Here is an 18,745-nt window from a genome sequence, read left to right as displayed (position 1 = left end):
CCCTTGCGGGGGAGATGCCCGGCAGGGCAGAGGGGGGTGCCTCGTGACGCCCTCTGCTATCCTGGAATCCGCCCTCTACGTCACCGACCTTGCCGCCGCCGAAACCTTCTACACCGGCGTTCTCGGCCTCTCCGTGCTCGGCAAGGTCGACGGCAGGCACCTGTTCTTCCGCTGCGGATCCGGCGTCCTGCTCATCTTCAACGCCGAGGCAACCAAAATCCCGCCGGCGCCCGACGCTAGGCTGCCGGTGCCGCCGCACGGCACGGTTGGCGAAGGCCATCTCTGCTTTGCGGCGACCGCCGAGGAAATCGTGCGCTGGAAAGCGCGTCTCGAGGCAAAGAAGATCGCCATTGAAAGCGAATTTGAGTGGCCGCAGGGCGGTCGTTCGATCTATATACGCGACCCCTCGGGCAATTCGATCGAATTCGCCGAGCCACGAATCTGGGGCCTTTGATGCATTCTCTCGATGGAAAGAAGATCGTCGTCGCCAGCCACAATGAAGGCAAGCTGCGCGAATTCGCCGATTTGATGGGGCCGTTCGGCTTCGAAGCGAAGTCGGCCAAGGAGTATGGCCTGACGGAGCCTGACGAAACCGGCACCACCTTCGAAGAGAATGCCTACATCAAGGCGCTGGCCGCCGCGAAGGCGACCGGCCTGCCGGCGCTGTCGGACGATTCCGGCCTGTGCGTCGACGCGCTCGACGGCGCGCCCGGCGTCTACACCGCCAATTGGGCCGAGACCCCTGACGGCTCGCGCGATTTCCGCATGGCCATGCAGCGCACCGAAGTGGCGCTGCAGGAAGTCGGCGCCGCCTCGGCCGAACAGCGCAAGGGCCGCTTTGTCGCCGTCATCTGCCTGGCGTTCCCCGACGGCGAGGCCGAATATTATCGCGGCGAGGCCGAAGGCACGCTGGTCTGGCCGCCGCGCGGTGACCTCGGTTTCGGTTACGACCCGGTGTTTTTGCCCGATGGCTTCGAAAAAACCTTCGGCGAGATGAGCGCCGAGGAAAAACACGGCTGGAAGCCCGGCCAGCCGACGGCGCTGTCGCACCGCGCCCGCGCTTTCCAGAAATTCGCCAAGGCGAGATTGGGCTCGACATGAGCATGCTGCTCGACCGGGCGCCCGGCTTCGGCGTCTATATCCATTGGCCGTTCTGCGCGGCCAAATGCCCCTATTGCGATTTCAACAGCCATGTCCGCCATCAGCCGGTCGACCAGGATCGTTTTGCCAGCGCCTTCGAGGCCGAGCTTGCGACGATGCACGAACGCACCGGGCCGCGCGAGGTGACCAGCATTTTTCTCGGCGGCGGCACGCCGTCGCTGATGAAGCCGGAAACGGTGGCCAGGGTTCTGGACGCCGTGGCTAGGAACTGGACCGTTCCTGACGGCATCGAGGTGACGCTTGAGGCCAATCCGTCCTCGGTCGAGGCCGAACGTTTTCGCGGCTACCGGGCGGCGGGCGTCAATCGTGTCTCGCTCGGGGTGCAGGCGCTGAACGACAAGGATTTGCGCTTCCTCGGCCGGCTGCACAATGTCGAGGAAGCGCTGCATGCGATCGGTTTGGCCCGAGAGATCTTTCCCAGATTGTCCTTCGACCTGATCTATGCGCGACCCGGCCAGACGCTGGAGGCTTGGGCATCGGAACTCGAACAGGCGATCGGCCACGCCGCCGATCATCTGTCGCTCTACCAGCTGACCATCGAGGAAGGCACGCCGTTTCACGCGCTGCATGCGGCGAAGAAATTCATCATCCCCGACAATGACCACGCCGCCGACCTTTATGCGCTGACGCAGGACATCACATCGGCGCACGGCCTGCCGGCCTACGAGATTTCCAACCACGCCAGGCCGGGCGCCGAAAGCCGGCACAACCTGACCTACTGGCGCTATGGCGAATATGTCGGCGTCGGCCCCGGCGCGCATGGTCGCTTCGTCGAGAACGGCCGCCGCACGGTGACGATCGCCGAACGGATGCCGGAAACCTGGGCCAATCTGGTCGAAGCCAAGGGCCATGGCGTCACCGGCGGCGAGATCCTGACGCGTTCGGAAGAGGCCGACGAGTTCCTGCTGATGGGCCTGCGGCTGGCCGAGGGCATCGACCTCTCCCGCTACGAAGCGTTCTCCGGACGCGGCCTGTCGAGCGCGCGGCTATCGATGCTGCAGGGCGAGGGGCTGGTGGCGCCGATCGGCAATGCGCGGCTGCGCGCCACGCCGGCCGGCATGATTGTGCTCGACGCCGTGGTGGCGGACCTGGCGCGATAGATCATCTGCCGTTAACGCAAGTTTCCTTCAACGAGAATCTCCAGTATCGTTCCGCATTGGGGGGTGTGGAATGACAAGGGACGAATGGCGACTAAAATCTAGGATATTTGCGCGAACTGCGCGAGTGCTTCTAAACAGCAGTGAACACGACGCGGCATACTACATGTCAGGAATTGCCGTTGAATGCGCCCTGAAAGCGAAAATTGCTTCCGCATTTCGGGCCAACGATCTGCCTGATAAAAACTTTGTGAACCAGATCTATAACAACGGCCACAAGTTGGGTGAGTTGGTGAAATTGGGGCAATTGGCCGCCGCTTTGGCAGCAGAGGAGCAAGCAAGTGCCGCTTTTCGAGCTTACTGGAACACAGTGAAGGCTTGGGATGTCGATTCGCGATATAAGTTTTGGACTTCAGCAGAAGCGACTAACATGGTCACGGCGGTGACCCGTGGCAAAACAGGTGTGTTGGCATGGATAAGACGACACTGGTAGAATCCGACATTGAAGCCGGGTTGACGGCGGTCAAAGCGCTGGAGGCTGCGGGACTGCCCATAGCAGCGGCTATGTGGCTACGGCTTCACGACTCCTCGAAATGGGAACTCTATATCGCGTCGCCCGACGTAGAAACGCACGGGCCGACGACCGTAAACAGATTTATCGACCGTATCCTGCTAGCAATTAACTCACCTATTTCTCTTGACGAAGTGACGGTGGCTAATACCACGAACCACTTCATAAATAAGGCATCTTTGTTGTCAATTCTTACTGGCGGGAGATCGAATTCTTTTACCGTGGCGAGTAATCTAATGCGATTCGCAAATAGCACATTTGACGGTGTTGAGGTGGATGAAGGAGTAATTTACAAGATTGCTCCGGGCGTTAAGGCCTCAAGGGAGGCACCTAAGCCGGACGGAACGGCATTGAAGAAAGCTAGGGCTCTCGCTGCCTAATGAACCTGACCGTTTCCTCCTGGCAATTCTGGGCTCTGCTGTCGGCTGCGTTCGCAGCGCTCACGGCGATCTTCGCCAAGGTCGGCATCGAAGACATCAATTCCGATTTCGCCACCTTCATCCGCACGGTCATCATCCTGATCGTGCTCGGTGCGATCCTGCTGGCCAGCGGCCAATTCCAGTCGCCGGCGACGATCTCGGGAAAGACTTGGGCTTTCCTCGGCCTGTCCGGCCTGGCGACCGGCGCCTCGTGGCTTTGCTACTTCCGTGCCCTGAAGATCGGCAATGCGGCGCAGGTGGCGCCGATCGACAAGCTAAGCGTCGTGCTTGTGGCGGTGTTTGGCGCGGCCTTTCTCGGCGAGCGACTCTCCGGTGCGAACTGGCTTGGCGTCGCCCTTATCGCGGCGGGCGCGGTGCTGGTCGCCTATCGGGGATAGCGGCTCGCCGTTGCGGGCGTTTTTCGTTTCAAGACGGGTGATGAAAATGTCGAAGCGATTGGGCATCGTCCGGTCAGTGCTCCGTCGTGCTGTCGGGCTTGGTGTCGGAAAGCCTGACGTTCGTGGGCAAGCGGGCCTGCTTGGCCAGGCTGGCGTCGGTCTTGGCGGTCAGGCGCTTGTCCTTGCGTACGGCCACGCGGTCGCGGTCGGCATGATAGGGTTCGAAAGCGTCCTGTATCTTCAGGCTATCCATCCTGTCCTCCTCGGGAATCAGGGGGTAAATCTGCCGTAGCCGGTTTCGTTCCCTACTGTGGCAAAGGAATGGCGAGTTCCTTACATCGACGTCAGCTTTTGCAAGCCGGCGCCGGCCGTGCCAAACAGGGCTGAATGGAGAAGGCATCAGTGACCGGCGAGACGGGCAAGCGCAGCTATGTGGTCGGTCAGACCGAGATCGCGGCGCGGCCGCTCGAGCCGGCGCTCTATCTGGTGGCAACGCCGATCGGCAATCTCGCCGACATCACGCTGCGCGCGCTGGAGACGCTGGCCGCCGCCGACATCGTCGCCTGCGAGGACACGCGGGTGTCGCGCGTGCTGCTCGACCGCTACGCCATTCGCCGCCGCACCACGGCCTATCACGAGCACAATGCCGGCGAGGCCGGGCCGAAGCTGATCGCGGCGCTCCAGGCAGGACAGAGCGTGGCGCTGATTTCCGACGCGGGCACGCCGCTGGTGTCCGATCCGGGCTACCGGCTGGTCGGCGAGGCGCTCGACCACGGCATTCGCGTCGTGCCCATCCCCGGCCCGTCGGCGCCGCTCGCGGCGTTGACGGCATCCGGCCTGCCGTCGGACGCCTTCCTGTTCGCCGGTTTTTTGCCGGTCAAATCAGGGCAGCGGCTGACGCGGCTGGGGGCACTGAAGGCAGTGCCGGCGACGCTGATCTTCTTCGAATCGCCGCGCCGGCTGGCAGAATCCCTCGGCGCCATGGTCGAAGCGCTCGGCGGCGAGCGCAAGGCCGCGATCGGCCGTGAATTGACCAAGACCTTCGAGGAGATGCGCACCGGCACCCTGCAGGCGCTGGCCGACCACTATGCGGCGGCCGATACGCCCAAGGGCGAGATCGTCGTCTGCGTCGGTCCGGCCGAGGCCAAGGCCGACGAACCGGCCGATATCGACCGGCTGTTGCTGTCGCTCGCCGCCGAGATGCCGGCCTCCAAGGCGGCGGCGGAAGCCGCGAAAATGACAGGCGGCCAGAAACAGGCGCTCTATCGGCGGCTGCTTGAGCTCAGGGATGCCGCTGGAGAAAGCGACGTTGGCTGAGCGGCCGAGCGCAAGCCGCCAAAAAGCCTATCGGCGCGGCCATCGCGGCGAATGGCTGGCGGCGGCGGCGCTGATGCTGAAGGGCTACCGGATCCTCGCGCGCCGCCATCGCACGCGCTTCGGCGAGATCGACCTGATCGCGCGGCGCGGCGATCTCGTGCTGTTCGTCGAGGTCAAGGCCCGCCGCACGCTGATGGAAGCCATGGAGGCGATCGGCCATGAATCGGAGCGCCGCATCGAGGGTGCCGCCGATATCTGGCTGTCGCGCCAGACGGACTACGGCCGACTGTCGATGCGCTTCGACATGGTCGCGGTGCTGCCCTGGCGCTGGCCGGTGCATGTCGAGAATGCGTTTTATGGGCGGAGTTGAGGGTAAGCTCACCCCCAGATCATCAAGCCAACCAACCCCACACCACCCACCACCAGCCGCCACCAGCCGAACAGCGAGTATCCGTTGCGAGAGACGTAATCGAGCAGGAAGCGCACGACGATCAGCGCGGTGACGAAGGCGGCGACGAAGCCGACGGCGATGATTGGCAGGTCGGCGCTGCTCAGCACGTTGCGGTTCTTGAACAGGTCGAAGGCGAAGGCGCCGACCATCGTCGGGATGGCGAGGAAGAAGGAGAACTCCGCCGCCGCCCGCTTGTCGACGCCCAGCAGCAGCGCGCCGACGATTGTCGAACCCGAGCGTGACGTGCCGGGAACGAGCGACAGGCACTGGAAAAGCCCGATCTGTAGGTAAAGCCGGGTCGGGAATCGCTCGACGTCGCGATAGACCGGCTTGAGGTTCATGCGGTCCACCGCCAGCAGCACGAAGCCGCCGATGATCAGCATGATACAGATCATCCGTGGCGATTCGAACAGCACCGTCTTGATGAAATCATGCGCCAGTGCGCCGATGATCGCCGCCGGCAGGAAAGCGATCAGGATGCCGATGGCGAAATGACGTGTCAGCCGGTCACGCGGCAGGTCGACCAGCATTTGCCACAGCCGGCGGAAATAGACGCTGAGGATCGCCAGGATGGCGCCGAGCTGGATCAGGATCTCGAAGGCCTTGCCGGTCGAGTGGAAGCCAAGGAAATGGCCGGCGAGCAGGATATGGCCGGTGGATGAGACGGGGATGAACTCAGTCAGCCCCTCCAGCAGGCCGAGCAGCAGGGCTTCGACGATTGGCTGGCTTTCCATGGCTACCTCGGAATTGGCGTGACGGCTGACAGAACGGCTTGCTTGTCATGGCGTGCAAGTCCCCCTATAGGTCGCAACACCCTGACGGCCCGCTAACCGGGCGGCCAAGACTTACCGGTGCGCCCTGCGATTCGCCAGTGCGCTTTATCATCGCGGAACCATGCTGACGCTTTTCCACCATCCCATGTTCGCCACCTGTCGCTTCGTCCGCCTCGCTTTCGGCGAATATGGCGAGGAGCTGGCCCTGATCGAGGAAAAGCCGTGGACACGGCGCAAGGAGTTCCTGGCGCTGAACCCGGCCGGGACACTGCCGATCCTGCTGGCCGAAGGCGACGTGCCGATCGTCGGCGCGACGGTGATCTCGGAATATCTCGATGAAACACGCGGCGTCTTGAAGCGCGAAAAGCGGCTGTTCGCCGAGGATCCGATGCAACGCGCCGAAATACGCCGGCTGATCGACTGGTACCTCAACAAGGCCGAAAGCGAAGTCACCCGCCATCTGGTGCGCGAACGGGTGCTGAAGCCGGTGATGCCGGAGACCGCGGGCGGCGGCTCGCCCGATTCGGGCGCGATCCGGGCCGCGCGCGCCAACATCCGCCAGCACATGAAATACACCAACTGGCTGGCCGGCACCCGCCATTGGCTGGCCGGCCCAAGGGTCACCTATGCCGATCTGGCCGCCGCCGCGACGCTGTCGGTGCTCGATTACCTCGGCGAGATCGACTGGCGCGAGCACCCTGCGGCGCGCGAATGGTACACGCGGGTCAAGTCACGGCCCTCCTTCAGGCCGCTTTTGACCGACCGGGTGCGCGGCCTGTCGCCGGTGTCACATTATGCGGACCTCGACTTCTGACGCCGCGAAACTGCGCGCGCTGATCGACGCGGAGGCGCGTCGCGCCGGCTTCGATGCCGTCGCCGTCACCACCCCCGATGCGATCCCGCTGGCGCCGGCGCGGCTGGCCGAATTCGTCGCCGACGGCTTTCACGGCTCGATGGACTGGATCGCCGAGACGCTGCAACGCCGTGGCGAACCGACGGCACTGTGGCCGCAGGTGCGCTCGATCATCGTGCTGGCGATGAATTACGGTCCCGACCATGATCCGCGCGGCGTGCTGGCCAAGCGCGACCGCGGCGCGATCTCGGTCTATGCGCAGAACCGCGACTATCACGACGTGATGAAGGGCCGGCTGAAGGAAATCGCCGGCAAGATCGTGGCCCGTGCCGGCGGCGACGTGAAGGTGTTCGTCGACACCGCACCGGTGATGGAAAAACCGCTGGCCGAGGCCGCCGGGCTTGGCTGGCAAGGCAAGCACACCAACCTGGTCAGCCGCGAATACGGCTCCTGGCTGTTCCTCGGCACCATCTTCACCACCGCCGAACTGGTGCCCGACCGGGCGGAGATCGATCATTGCGGCTCCTGCCGCGCCTGCCTCGACGTGTGCCCGACCGATGCGTTCCCGGCGCCCTACCGGCTCGATGCGCGGCGCTGCATCTCCTATCTCACCATCGAGAACAAAGGCCCGATCCCGCATGAATTCCGCGAGAAGATCGGCAACCGCATCTATGGCTGCGATGATTGCCTGGCCGCCTGCCCGTGGAACAAGTTCGCCCGGGCGGCCTCGGAGGCCAAGCTTGCCGCGCGCGACGAATTGCGCGAGCCACCGCTCGCCGACCTGTTGCGATTGGATGACGCGGCGTTCCGCGTCTTCTTCTCCGGTTCACCGATAAAACGCATCGGCCGCGATCGTTTCGTCCGCAACGTGCTGATCGCCGCCGGCAATTCCGGTGATGCGGCACTTGCCGGCACGGTGCGTACCTTGCTCGGCGATCCGTCGCCGCTGGTGCGGGGCGCGGCAATATGGGCGCTGGCGCGGTTGGTGCCCGATGCCGAATACTCAGAACGGGCAGCTATCAGCCTGAAAACCGAGACCGATGCAGCCGTGCGCGACGAATGGCGTCTGGCGCGGCCAACCAGGACGCATGTATGAGCGAGAAACAGGTCTTCATCTTCGGCGCCGGCTATTCCGGCAAGGCCTTTGCCCGCGCCAACAAGGGGGCCGCCAACATATTCGGTACGACGCGGTCGCCGGAAAAGTTCGAGGCGCTGCGCCAGGCCGGCATCGCACCGCTGCTGTTCGATGGTGTGCTGACCGACGAAGTCGCGGATGCGCTGGAAAAAACAACGCATCTGGTGATCTCGGTCGCCCCGGAAGAGACCGGCGATTCCGTTCTGAATGCCGCGCGAGAGGCAATCGCTCAAATGCCGGCGCTCGAATGGATCGGCTATCTCTCGACCGTCGGCGTCTACGGCAACTACGACGGCGCATGGGTCGATGAAAACGCCGAATGCCGGCCGGTGTCGAAGCGCTCGGTGATGCGGGTCGCCGCCGAACAGGACTGGCTGCAACTGGGCAAGGACATCGGCCGGCCGGTGGCGATCCTGCGCCTGTCCGGTATTTACGGGCCGGGCCGCAACGCCCTGGTCAATCTGGAAAACGGCACCGCAAGGCGGCTGGTCAAGCCGGACCAGGTGTTCAACCGCATCCATTGCGACGACATTGCCGGTGCGCTTTGGCAGCTGATCGAAGGAAACACAGGCGGCATCTTCAACGTCACCGATGATCTGCCGGCGCCGCCGCAGGATGTCGTGGCCTATGCCGCTTCGCTGATGGGTGTCACACCGCCGCCCGAAATTCCCTTCGACGACGCCCAACTTTCGCCCATGGCGCGGTCCTTCTATGGCGAGAACAAGCGTGTCGCCAACACGGCGATCAAGGCGGCGGGCTATCGCTTTCGCTTTCCGGACTACCGCGCCGCCTTCGACCACATGTGGGCAAGCGGCGACTGGCGTGACGGCGAGCCGCGCAGCCCGATGAAGCGCTAACGGTCGAAGCCGCGGGCGCGGCGTGCTATGATTCGACCTCGGGATTGCGGTGGGAAACCGGTTTCATGAAAACAGCGATGCGGCCATTTCTAAGCAAAAAACCACTGCTGGCAGCCGCGCTCGGCCTGTTTGCAGTGCTCGGGCTCGCGTCGCAGCCGGCAGCGGCCGAGGAACGGGCAAAAGACCTGTTCGGCGCCAAGAAGCTGCCGGCGGCGGCCGCCGCGCAGTCGATCGGCTTCTATTCCAAGGGCTGCTTCGCCGGCGGCGTCGCCATTCCCATGTACGGTCCTACCTGGGAGCTGATGCGGCCGTCACGCAACCGCCGCTGGGGCCATCCGGCGATGATCGCGGTGATCGAGAAATTGTCGCGCGACGCAGCGGTCGATGGTTGGCCCGGCTTGCTGATCGGCGACATTTCGCAGCCGCGCGGCGGCCCGATGATGACCGGGCATGCCTCGCACCAGATAGGGCTCGACGCCGACATCTGGCTGACGCCGATGCCCAGCCATCCGCTGTCGATGGCGCAGCGCGAATCGATGAGCGCCACCTTGATGGTCGACGAGAAGACCCATCTGGTGAAGGACGCGCTGTGGACGCCCGCGCATACAAGGCTTCTGAAGCGGGCGGCGAGCTACAGCCAAGTCGAGCGCATCCTGGTCAACCCGGGCATCAAGAAAAAGCTCTGCGACACCGTCAAGGGCGACCGCTCATGGCTGCGCAAGATCAGGCCGTTCTGGGGTCACGACTATCATTTCCACATGCGCCTCGGCTGCCAGCCGGGTTCGCCCGGCTGCAAGGCGCAGGAAGCGACGCCGGACGATGATGGCTGCGGCAAGCCGCTGGCCTGGTGGTTTACCGAGGAGCCATGGCGCCCCAACAAGAACCCGGATGCGCCGAAGGCACGCGACCTGATGACGATGGCAAACCTGCCCCAGGAATGCCGCGCCGTGCTCGACGCGCCGGGGCCGGCCTCCGCCGAGGCCGCGACCTACCATGGCGGCGCCGTGCCGGTTGCGGTGGCCACGTCCGAACCCGAAGCGCCGTCGCTGCCCGCCACCCCGGCCGCGGCCGGATTACCAAGCTCGCTGAACGCCTTCACCGCGACCCCCGAGATCGGCATCCCGCTGCCGCGGCCACGGCCGCCTGGAAACTGACCGTCAGGGCGCGCTCGAGCTCCAACTTGTGCTGGAGACAAATTGTTTGCCGAAGCTGGCAGGCAGGTGAGGGGCAGCGCCAACGCTGGACGGGTAAGCCCTGGCCCGACGCCGAAGCGGCTTTCCCTTTGCAAGGTCATGCGCTAGTCAACGACGAGGCGGTGAGAGGCTGCCAGGAACGAGACGGACAAAAGCATGGCAGGTGACGACGATACTTTGTTGCGGTTTCCGATCCTGATCGGCGACATTGGCGGGACCAATGCGCGCTTTTCGATCGTGCTCGACGCCAATTCCGAGGCCGGCGAGCCGACCATCGTCCAGACCGCCAATTACAACACCATCGACGAGGCGATCCAGGCGGCCGTGCTCGACCGCTCGTCGGTGCGTCCCAATTCGGCGGTGCTGGCTGTGGCCGGCCCGGTCGACGGCGACGAGATCGAGCTCACCAACTGCCCGTGGATCGTCAAGCCGAGAAAAATGTTCGCCAGCCTCGGCCTGAGCGACATCGTCGTGCTCAACGATTTCGAAGCGCAGGCGCTGGCCGTCGTCGCGCTCGGCGAGGAGCACATGGAAAAGATCGGCGGCGGCACGCCGGAGCCCAATGCCGGCCGCGTCGTGCTCGGTCCGGGAACCGGGCTCGGCGTCGCCGGGCTGGTCCATGCGCTGCGCCACTGGATTCCAGTGCCCGGCGAGGGCGGCCATATGGACATCGGCCCGCGCTCGGCCCGCGATTTCGAGGTTTTCCCGCATATCGAGAAGCTCGAGGGTCGCATTTCGGGCGAGCAGATCCTGTGCGGGCGCGGTCTGGTCAACGTCTACCGGGCGGTGGCCAAGGCGGATGGCAAGCCGTCGCCCTTCACCACGCCGGCCGAGGTCACCGCCGCCGCACTGGCGAAAGCCGATGCGGTCGCGGAGGAAGCGCTGGAGACCTTCGTCACCTGCCTCGGGCGCACCGCCGGCGACCTCGCTCTGGTGTTCATGAGCCGTGGCGGCGTGTTCCTCACCGGCGGCATCGCGCAAAAGATCGTGCCGGCGCTGAAAGCCGGCAATTTCCGCGCCGCCTTCGAGGACAAGGCGCCGCACAGCGCGCTGATGCGGACCATGCCGGTCTATGTCATCACCCACCCGCTGGCCGCACTCCTGGGCCTTGCCGCCTACGCCAGGAACCCCTCGCTGTTCGGCGTCCAGACAGAGGGCCGGCGCTGGCGCGACGAAGTTAGTCATCCCAAGGCATAGGCAAGCCGGCTCCTTGGCGTTAAGAGGGGTGCCGAATTGCCCGGCCGCGGGAAGCGGAAACCTACGAAGCGCTCCGATTTGACATTTCAGCCCCCCAACCTGTCGAAACCCCGTGCGGGCGAGATCGTGGCGGTCATCCGCCGCATCCTCCAGGAAAACGGCCGCGAATATCGAGGCGCGTACATCTTCACGATCCTCTGCCTGCTGACCGTGTCGGCGACGACGGCGCTTGCAGCCTGGATCATGAGCCCTGTCGTGAACCAGATATTCTATGAACGGCGCGGCGACCTGATCCCATGGATCTGCGCGGCACTGCTCGGCGCTTTCATCCTGCGCGGCCTTGCCGGCTACGGCCAGGCGGTGACGATGGCCAGGATCGGCAACAATCTGGTGGCGCGCTACCAGCAGCGCATCTTCAACCATCTGATGAAGCTCGGCGTCTCCTTCTTCAACGACACAAGGTCCGGGCGGCTGGCCGCGCAGGTCAACGAGAACGTCAACGGCATTCGCGACCTGTTGTCGATGACGGTGACCTCGACGGCGCGCGACGCCGTCTCGCTGATCGGCCTGGTCGGCGTCATGATCTACCAGGATCCGATACTTTCGCTGAGCTCGCTGCTGATCGGGCCGCCGCTGATCTGGACCGTCACCTACCTGATGCGCCGGGTGCGCCGCATCACGCGCGAATCGGTGCAGATCAACTCGCGGCTGATCGGCGCCATGCAGGAGGCCACGCAAGGCATCGCCATCGTCAAGGCCTTCACCATGGAAGACGAGCTGTCGCGCAGGATCAGCAAGCTTGCCGAGGATGCGGAACAGCGCTCGAACAAGATCGCCCGCGTCTCCGAGCGGCTGACGCCGGTTTCCGAGCTGCTGGCCGGCATCGCTTTCGCCAGCGTCATCGCCTATTCCGGTTATCGGGCCACCGTCCTCGGCCAGCCGCCGGGCGCGGTGTTTTCTTTCATCACGGCGCTGACGCTCGCCTATGATCCGGCCCGCCGGCTGGCGCGCATGCAGGTCGGCATGGAACGCGCGCTGGTCAATGCGCGCATGATCTATGAGCTTCTCGACATCGAGCCGCAGCAAAGTGACGCTGCTGGCGCCGCCGAGGCGAAATTCACCTCTGGCGAAGTGCGCTTCGACAAGGTCTCCTTCCGCTATGTCGAGGAGGCGCCGGTCCTGCACGATCTGAGCTTCGTCGCCGCCGCCGGCAAGGTGACGGCCATCGTCGGCGCCTCGGGCGCCGGCAAGACGACATTGGTGGCGCTGCTGCAGCGCTTCTATGACGTCGACGCGGGCAGAATCGAGATCGACGGCCAGGACATCTCGAAGGTCACAAAGCAGTCGCTGCGCGGCTCCATCGCCTATGTCTCGCAGCAGCCCTATCTGTTCGAAGGCACCATCCGCGACAACATCCGCTACGGCCGGCTGAGCGCCACCGATGCCGAGATCGAGCAGGCCGCAAGGCAGGCCGCGGCCGACGATTTCATCCGCCAGCAGCCGCAGGGCTATGACACGCCGGTCGGCGAAAACGGCGTGACGCTGTCGGGCGGCCAGCGCCAGCGCGTGTCGATTGCGCGCGCCATCGTGCGGCAGGCGCCGATCCTGTTGCTCGACGAGGCGACATCGGCGCTCGACAACGAGGCCGAGGCCCGCGTCCAGCAGGCGCTCACAAAGGTCATGGAAGGCCGCACCACCATCGTCATCGCGCACCGGCTGTCGACGGTGGTCAACGCCGACCACATCATCGTCATGGAACAGGGCCGGCTGGTCGAAGAGGGCACGCATGCCTCGCTGATGGCCGATCCGCACAGCGTCTATGCGCGTTTCCACCGCATCCAGGGCGTCAAGGGCCTGGGGCTTGTCGACGACAGCGCTCCGATCCAGACTTCGGCCCAAGGCCCAATTCGCAACATCCAGACGCAAAGCATCGCCGGGAGCACGACATGAGCGAGACGCCCGCAACCGACAGGATCGCAAGCGATATGGGCCTGGTGGTGGTCGGCGCCGCCGGCCGCATGGGCCAGACGCTGATCCGTGCCATCCACACCATCCCGGGTGCTCGCGTCATCGGCGCGGTCGAGCGTGCGGGTTCGCCCCATCTGGGCAAGGACGCAGGCGAACTCGCCGGCGTCGGCCGCATCGATGTGGCGATCGGCGATGACCCGCTGCCGGTCTTCGCCAAGGCCGATGGCGTGCTCGATTTCACCACCCCGGCCTCATCAGTCGAGTTCGCCGGCTACGCGGCGCAGGCGCATATCGTCCATGTCATCGGCACAACCGGATGCACGGCCGACGACAACGCCAAGATCACCGCGGCGGCGCGTCATGCGACGATCGTCAAGTCGGGCAATATGAGCCTTGGCGTCAATCTTCTGGCGGTGCTGGTCGAACAGGCGGCGCGCGCGCTCGATGCAGACGATTTCGACATCGAGATCCTCGAAATGCACCACAAGCACAAGGTCGACGCGCCGTCGGGCACCGCACTTCTGCTCGGCGAGGCCGCTGCCGCCGGGCGTGGCATCGCGTTGGCCGGCAATGATGTGCGCGTCCGCGACGGCCATACCGGCGTGCGCAAGACGGGCTCGATCGGCTTTGCCACGCTGCGCGGCGGCTCGGTGGTCGGCGATCACAGCGTGCTGCTGGCCGGCACCGGCGAGCGCATCACGCTGGCTCACCATGCCGAGGACCGCGCCATCTTCGCCCGCGGCGCCATCAAGGCCGCCCTGTGGGCGCGCGGCCGCAAACCGGGACTGTATTCGATGCGGGACGTGCTCGGCCTCAGCTGAGCGGCCAATCCGCCAACTTGCCGATCTGCCAACCCGAAGGAGCAAACATGTCGAGAACCCTCGTGCTCGTGCGCCACGGCCAGAGCGAATGGAATCTGAAGAACCTGTTCACCGGCTGGCGCGATGTCGACCTGACCGAGCAGGGCCACGCCGAGGCCAAGGCCGCCGGCCAGAAACTCAAGGCGCGCGGCCTGAAGTTCGACATCGCCTTCACCTCGGCGCTGATCCGGGCGCAGAAGACCTGCCAGCACGTTCTCGACGCCGTCGGCCAGAGCGATCTGAAAACCATCCGCGACCAGGCCCTGAACGAACGCGACTATGGCGATCTTTCCGGCCTCAACAAGGACGACGCCCGCAAGAAATGGGGCGAGGAGCAGGTGCATGTCTGGCGCCGTTCCTATGACGTGGCGCCGCCCGCCGGCGAAAGCCTGAAGGACACCGGCGCCCGCGTCTGGCCCTACTACCTGCACGATCTGCAGCCGCATGTGCTGCGCGGCGGCACCGTGCTGGTCGCCGCGCACGGCAACTCGCTGCGCGCGCTGATCATGGCGCTGGACGGCAAGTCGGGCGAGGAGATCGTCAAGCTGGAACTCGGCACCGGCGTGCCGGTCATCTACCAGCTCAACGCCGATTCGACCGTGGCTTCGAAGGAAGTGCTGGAGGGCTGACAGTCCTTGAGCCGGCAAGCAGCAAACGGCTTTGAAAAAAGCGCGTTGACACACATCGCTTGCCCGCTTACATGAGCCCGCACCAGCCCAGATGGCGGAATTGGTAGACGCGCACGGTTCAGGTCCGTGTTCCGCAAGGAGTGGAGGTTCGAGTCCTCTTCTGGGCACCAAATTCCCGTTTCGAACCATTCGACGGTTCAGAAACTCAGAGAAAAAGCCCGGTTCGTCCGGGCTTTTTCTTTGCCGCCAACCTCCCCTTCCGGCCAGTCCCCTAACAAACCGCTTCAAACTCCGCGGCCGCTTCGATACGCTCGAAGCCATGTCGCAATCCACCAACCCGATCTTCGGCGCTCGTCGCGATCAAGCCTTCCCCACTCTGGCCGAGGCGGACATCGATCGCATGCGCCGGTTCGGCGAGGCCAGCACCTATGCCGCCGGCGAACCCATCGTTAAAGCCGGCGATGTGGCGCCCGGCCTGATCGTGGTCCTTTCCGGTAAGGTGGACATCACCCAGGATGGTGGGCTCGGCCGGCGCGAGACGATCGTCACGCATGGTGCGGGCAGTTTCGTCGGCGAGCTGGCCCAGCTTTCGGCGCGTCCGTCGCTGGTCAATGCCGAGGCCGCCGAACCGGTGGAGGCGTTCGTCATCCCCTCGCAGAGGCTGCGCGATCTGATGGTGCAGGAGGCCAATCTCGGTGAGCGCATCATGCGGGCGCTGATCCTGCGCCGTGTCGGGCTTTTGGAAAGCGCCACCAGTGGGCCGATCATCATCGGACCTGTCGCCAATGCCGACGTCTTGCGGCTGCAGGGCTTCCTGGCCCGCAGCGGCCAGCCGCACCGCGTGCTGGATTCCGACAGCGATCCTTGCGCCAGAACCCTGGTCGAGCGCTTCGAGGTCGACCCTCACCATCTGCCGATCGTGCTGTGCCCGAACGGCAGGCTGCTGCTCAATCCCGGCGAAAAGGACCTCGCCCGCTGCATCGGCCTGCTGCGGCCGATCGATGCCGACAAATTATACGACGTCGCCATTGTCGGCGCCGGACCGGCGGGGCTGGCGGCCGCGGTCTATGCGGCGTCCGAAGGGCTGTCGACCATCGTGCTCGATTGCCGTGCCTTCGGCGGACAGGCGGGCGCCTCGTCGCGCATCGAGAACTATCTCGGTTTCCCCACGGGCATTTCGGGCATGGCGCTGATGGCGCGCGCCTACAACCAGGCGCAGAAATTCGGCGTCGAAATGGTGATCCCCGACGAGGCGAAGCTTTTGAGTGCAGCCACTGACGGCGCCCGCTACAGGCTTGACGTCGGCGACGGCGAGACCGTGCGCACGCGCAGCGTGGTGATCGCCAGCGGCGCGCGCTATCGCCGCCTCGATGTCGCCAATCTGGCGCGGTTCGAGGGAACGTCCGTGCACTATTGGGCGTCGCCCATCGAAGGCCGGCTTTGCGCGGGCCAGGAAGTGGCGCTGGTCGGCGCCGGCAATTCGGCTGGGCAGGCGGCTGTCTATCTGGCCAGCCATACGCGGAAAGTGGCGCTGCTGGCGCGCGGCGGCAGCCTCGATGCCAGCATGTCGCGCTATCTGGTCGAGCGCATCAGGGCGCAACCGAACATCGAGGTCCTGACCGGGACCGAAATCGTGGCTTTGGAAGGCGACGAGGGCAATCTTGCCACTGTGCGCTGGCGCAACCGCGCCAGCGGCGCGGAAACGACGCGCCCGATCCGCCATCTCTTCCTGTTCATCGGCGCCGACCCGAACACCGACTGGCTGGCGAACTGCGACGTGGCGCTGGACGCCAAGGGTTTCGTGCGCACCGGACCGGAGCTGGGATCGGCGCAGATGGAGACAAGCCGCAGCGGTGTGTTCGCCATCGGCGACGTCCGCTCCGGCTCGGTCAAGCGCGTCGCGGCGGCTGTCGGCGAAGGCGCCCAGGTGGTCGCGGCATTGCATGCATATCTCGCGGGCGGCAACGCCGACGCACCTCAAACGGCAGGGAGACCATGATGGATGAATGCAGACATACGCGCGACATCAGGAAGGTGACGCCGAGTGCGCTCGGCTGCGAGGAATGCCTGAAGAGCGGGTCGGAATGGGTGCATCTGCGGCTGTGCCGCACCTGCGGCCATGTCGGCTGCTGCGACGACTCGCCCAACCGCCACGCCACCAAGCATTTCCACGCCACACGCCATCCGATCATCGAGGGCTACGACCCGCCGGAAGGCTGGGGATGGTGCTACGTCGACGAGGTCTTTCTCGACCTCGGCGATCGAACCACGCCACAGAACGGCCCAATCCCGCGCTTTTATTGAGGCAGCGCCAGGGACGTGGCCGGTAGTTCAGCTGTCACGCTGGCTTATGTCGTCGCACGACCTTCCACTCTTGCCAGATCAGCACCATGACGACCGCATCGAAGACGGTCAGGACGAGCAGGCCGGCCGAATGGGTGTATGAGTAGCGGTAGACTTGATAGACCATGAATAAGCCCAATGCCGCGAGCGATGCCGGGTACGACCAGAGCTTGCCTCTCAAGAGCCCGGCAACCAAGGCCAGCTTTGTCAGGCCGTGGCTGAGCAGGTAGAAGGCATAAAACTCCTTGCTGGCGATCGAAAAATGGCTTGCCATCTGCGACAGATAGCCAGCTATGAAATCGTTCGGATCCTCGATCAACTCCTCTGCGGTGAAAGCATTGACCCAGGAGGCAATGGCATCGGTGGTGACAATATAAAGCAGGATCCCGCCGATGCATTCGATCAGGGCATGCGCGCCCTTGAGCCATACGCTGACTTCGAAAATCTGATGGATGCGGTGTTCATCGACGGGTTTCAAAAATCCACCTCACGATCAACTACGGAACTGACGCCAAATGGATGCAGCATTAACGCACTGGATAAACGCCGAGGCCGGGATCAGCCCTTTTCTTGATAAAGCAATGATCGGCGTCTCACAAATCGGCGTTCCCCTCATGGTGGTGGCTGTGGTCCTGCAATGGTGGGCGAAGGTTGACCGTTACCATGTTCGTCACACGGCCGTGTCGGCCGGTCTGGCGTTCCTGCTCGGTCTTGCGGTCAACCAGTTCATTCTTCTGTTCGTCCATCGGATACGGCCCTATGATGCTGGCGTAACGCATCTGTTGATCGCGCCCAGCGCCGACTGGTCATTTCCTTCCGATCATGCGACAGCCACCGTCACGATTGTTGCGGCTTTTGCGATGCAAGGTCTCCCGCGCCGGACGATTGCGCTTCTCATCATGGCATTCCTGATCTGCTGGTCGAGAATCTACATCGGGACGCATTACCTGACCGACGTTATCGGTGGGGCCATGACTGGCGTCCTGGGTGCCATCGTGGTGCGACTGGCTTTCCGCGAGAACTCCCGGCTCGACAATTTGGTGACCAAAATTCTTTAGCTCGGCGCTGCTCGAAGGCGCGTTCGGGAACGCAATCGAGCTGTTCCGCACCGGAACGCGACTTCAGAATCAGCCAGCGAAGTATCGATACCCCAGCCATCCCGCCAGCGCGGCCGAAGCGACCCAGATGCAAGCGATGATCACCGCCGCGATACGGCTCACCGGCCTGTCAGCGGCAAGGGCGGCGGCCTCCCGGTGTTCCGCCATCACCTCGGGCGGTATCATCTTGACGACCGCAAGGATACCCAAGGGGACCAGGATCGCGTCGTCGAGGTAGCCAATCACCGGGATGAAATCGGGGATCAGGTCGATTGGAGACAAGGCGTAACCTGCGACACACACGGCAAGCGCCTTGGCGTACCACGGCGTTCGGGGATCACGCGCGGCAAGGTAGAGCGCATGCACGTCGCGCTTGATCGTTCGCGCCCACTGGTTCAATGACGCAGCCATTGGATGACCTTAGCG

General features: G+C 64.4%; 23 protein-coding genes and 1 tRNA gene. 20 read left to right on the top strand and 4 right to left on the bottom strand.

What is annotated here, in order from left to right; genetic code table 11:
- The first annotated feature begins 43 nt into the window (after positions 1 to 43).
- From NKH02_RS17780 to NKH02_RS17755, 6 genes are all read left to right on the top strand, one after another.
- The gene (locus NKH02_RS17780; RefSeq protein ID WP_352880359.1) at positions 44 to 454 is read left to right on the top strand and encodes a VOC family protein; all 411 of its coding nucleotides are present in this window, start codon (positions 44 to 46) and stop codon (positions 452 to 454) included.
- Positions 454 to 1,101 (top strand): RdgB/HAM1 family non-canonical purine NTP pyrophosphatase, encoded by a 648-nt coding sequence (gene rdgB, locus NKH02_RS17775; protein ID WP_352880357.1) that lies wholly within the window; start codon positions 454 to 456, stop codon positions 1,099 to 1,101. Before NKH02_RS17780 ends, rdgB begins: the two co-directional genes overlap by 1 nt.
- Positions 1,098 to 2,261, top strand: a complete 1,164-nt coding sequence (gene hemW / locus NKH02_RS17770; protein ID WP_352880355.1) for a radical SAM family heme chaperone HemW — start codon at positions 1,098 to 1,100, stop codon at positions 2,259 to 2,261. The genes rdgB and hemW overlap by 4 nt, the downstream gene beginning before the upstream one ends.
- Before the next feature lie 163 nt (positions 2,262 to 2,424).
- Entirely contained in the window at positions 2,425 to 2,751 is a 327-nt protein-coding gene (locus NKH02_RS17765) for a hypothetical protein (protein ID WP_352870316.1), read from the top strand.
- On the top strand, positions 2,730 to 3,209 hold the full coding sequence (locus NKH02_RS17760; RefSeq protein ID WP_352870315.1) for a hypothetical protein: 480 nt from the start codon (positions 2,730 to 2,732) through the stop codon (positions 3,207 to 3,209). The genes NKH02_RS17765 and NKH02_RS17760 overlap by 22 nt, the downstream gene beginning before the upstream one ends.
- A complete protein-coding gene (locus NKH02_RS17755; RefSeq protein ID WP_352880353.1) occupies positions 3,209 to 3,646 on the top strand; it encodes an EamA family transporter in 438 nt (145 codons plus the stop codon). Before NKH02_RS17760 ends, NKH02_RS17755 begins: the two co-directional genes overlap by 1 nt.
- A 73-nt stretch (positions 3,647 to 3,719) precedes the next feature.
- Here the strand turns inward: NKH02_RS17755 and NKH02_RS17750 are convergent, their stop codons facing one another.
- Positions 3,720 to 3,899, bottom strand: a complete 180-nt coding sequence (locus tag NKH02_RS17750) for a hypothetical protein (protein ID WP_352880352.1) — start codon at positions 3,897 to 3,899, stop codon at positions 3,720 to 3,722.
- Positions 3,900 to 4,048: 149 nt separating this feature from the next.
- Between NKH02_RS17750 and rsmI the strand changes: the two genes are divergently transcribed.
- Both rsmI and NKH02_RS17740 read left to right on the top strand, forming a co-directional pair.
- The gene (rsmI, locus tag NKH02_RS17745; RefSeq protein WP_352870312.1) at positions 4,049 to 4,963 is read left to right on the top strand and encodes a 16S rRNA (cytidine(1402)-2'-O)-methyltransferase; all 915 of its coding nucleotides are present in this window, start codon (positions 4,049 to 4,051) and stop codon (positions 4,961 to 4,963) included.
- Complete coding sequence (locus tag NKH02_RS17740) at positions 4,956 to 5,333, top strand: YraN family protein (RefSeq protein ID WP_352870311.1); 378 nt, start codon at positions 4,956 to 4,958, stop codon at positions 5,331 to 5,333. Before rsmI ends, NKH02_RS17740 begins: the two co-directional genes overlap by 8 nt.
- A gap of 8 nt (positions 5,334 to 5,341) precedes the next feature.
- Here the strand turns inward: NKH02_RS17740 and NKH02_RS17735 are convergent, their stop codons facing one another.
- Positions 5,342 to 6,148 carry an undecaprenyl-diphosphate phosphatase gene (locus tag NKH02_RS17735; RefSeq protein ID WP_352870310.1) on the bottom strand — a complete coding sequence of 269 codons (807 nt, stop codon included), beginning with the start codon at positions 6,146 to 6,148 and terminating at the stop codon, positions 5,342 to 5,344.
- A gap of 160 nt (positions 6,149 to 6,308) precedes the next feature.
- Between NKH02_RS17735 and NKH02_RS17730 the strand changes: the two genes are divergently transcribed.
- The 11 genes from NKH02_RS17730 (at position 6,309) to NKH02_RS17680 (ending at position 17,183) form a co-directional block, all read left to right on the top strand.
- Positions 6,309 to 7,001: a glutathione S-transferase family protein gene (locus NKH02_RS17730; RefSeq protein WP_352880350.1), complete on the top strand. Its 693-nt coding sequence runs from the start codon at positions 6,309 to 6,311 to the stop codon at positions 6,999 to 7,001.
- Entirely contained in the window at positions 6,982 to 8,136 is a 1,155-nt protein-coding gene (queG, locus tag NKH02_RS17725; protein ID WP_352880348.1) for a tRNA epoxyqueuosine(34) reductase QueG, read from the top strand. Before NKH02_RS17730 ends, queG begins: the two co-directional genes overlap by 20 nt.
- The gene (locus tag NKH02_RS17720; RefSeq protein ID WP_352880346.1) at positions 8,133 to 9,032 is read left to right on the top strand and encodes an SDR family oxidoreductase; all 900 of its coding nucleotides are present in this window, start codon (positions 8,133 to 8,135) and stop codon (positions 9,030 to 9,032) included. The genes queG and NKH02_RS17720 overlap by 4 nt, the downstream gene beginning before the upstream one ends.
- Before the next feature lie 65 nt (positions 9,033 to 9,097).
- Entirely contained in the window at positions 9,098 to 10,186 is a 1,089-nt protein-coding gene (mepA, locus tag NKH02_RS17715; RefSeq protein WP_352880344.1) for a penicillin-insensitive murein endopeptidase, read from the top strand.
- 195 nt (positions 10,187 to 10,381) lie between these two features.
- On the top strand, positions 10,382 to 11,422 hold the full coding sequence (locus NKH02_RS17710; RefSeq protein ID WP_352880342.1) for a glucokinase: 1,041 nt from the start codon (positions 10,382 to 10,384) through the stop codon (positions 11,420 to 11,422).
- A 78-nt stretch (positions 11,423 to 11,500) separates the two neighbouring features.
- Positions 11,501 to 13,372: an ABC transporter ATP-binding protein gene (locus tag NKH02_RS17705; RefSeq protein ID WP_352880341.1), complete on the top strand. Its 1,872-nt coding sequence runs from the start codon at positions 11,501 to 11,503 to the stop codon at positions 13,370 to 13,372.
- Complete coding sequence (dapB, locus tag NKH02_RS17700; RefSeq protein ID WP_352880339.1) at positions 13,369 to 14,211, top strand: 4-hydroxy-tetrahydrodipicolinate reductase; 843 nt, start codon at positions 13,369 to 13,371, stop codon at positions 14,209 to 14,211. The genes NKH02_RS17705 and dapB overlap by 4 nt, the downstream gene beginning before the upstream one ends.
- Positions 14,212 to 14,258: 47 nt before the next feature.
- Complete coding sequence (locus NKH02_RS17695; RefSeq protein ID WP_023762619.1) at positions 14,259 to 14,879, top strand: 2,3-bisphosphoglycerate-dependent phosphoglycerate mutase; 621 nt, start codon at positions 14,259 to 14,261, stop codon at positions 14,877 to 14,879.
- A gap of 85 nt (positions 14,880 to 14,964) precedes the next feature.
- Positions 14,965 to 15,049: transfer RNA gene (locus tag NKH02_RS17690), tRNA-Leu, on the top strand.
- 149 nt (positions 15,050 to 15,198) lie between these two features.
- On the top strand, positions 15,199 to 16,878 hold the full coding sequence (locus NKH02_RS17685; protein WP_352880337.1) for an FAD-dependent oxidoreductase: 1,680 nt from the start codon (positions 15,199 to 15,201) through the stop codon (positions 16,876 to 16,878).
- Entirely contained in the window at positions 16,875 to 17,183 is a 309-nt protein-coding gene (locus NKH02_RS17680; protein ID WP_352880335.1) for a UBP-type zinc finger domain-containing protein, read from the top strand. The genes NKH02_RS17685 and NKH02_RS17680 overlap by 4 nt, the downstream gene beginning before the upstream one ends.
- 34 nt (positions 17,184 to 17,217) lie before the next feature.
- Here NKH02_RS17680 and NKH02_RS17675 read toward each other — a convergent pair whose 3' ends face one another.
- Positions 17,218 to 17,700, bottom strand: coding sequence for a DUF2127 domain-containing protein (locus NKH02_RS17675; protein ID WP_352880333.1), 483 nt, complete (start codon positions 17,698 to 17,700; stop codon positions 17,218 to 17,220).
- 37 nt (positions 17,701 to 17,737) lie between these two features.
- Here NKH02_RS17675 and NKH02_RS17670 point away from each other — a divergent pair, with 37 nt between their 5' ends.
- Complete coding sequence (locus tag NKH02_RS17670; protein ID WP_352870299.1) at positions 17,738 to 18,280, top strand: phosphatase PAP2 family protein; 543 nt, start codon at positions 17,738 to 17,740, stop codon at positions 18,278 to 18,280.
- 69 nt (positions 18,281 to 18,349) lie between these two features.
- Here NKH02_RS17670 and NKH02_RS17665 read toward each other — a convergent pair whose 3' ends face one another.
- Positions 18,350 to 18,730 carry a YkvA family protein gene (locus NKH02_RS17665; RefSeq protein ID WP_352880331.1) on the bottom strand — a complete coding sequence of 127 codons (381 nt, stop codon included), beginning with the start codon at positions 18,728 to 18,730 and terminating at the stop codon, positions 18,350 to 18,352.
- Positions 18,731 to 18,745 lie beyond the last annotated feature (15 nt).

This window comes from Mesorhizobium sp. M1396 (genome assembly GCF_040317725.1).
In the GTDB taxonomy this organism is placed as follows: domain Bacteria; phylum Pseudomonadota; class Alphaproteobacteria; order Rhizobiales; family Rhizobiaceae; genus Mesorhizobium.
Note: the sequence above shows the minus strand (reverse complement) of the source record. Positions and strands in the feature narration are given on the sequence as shown.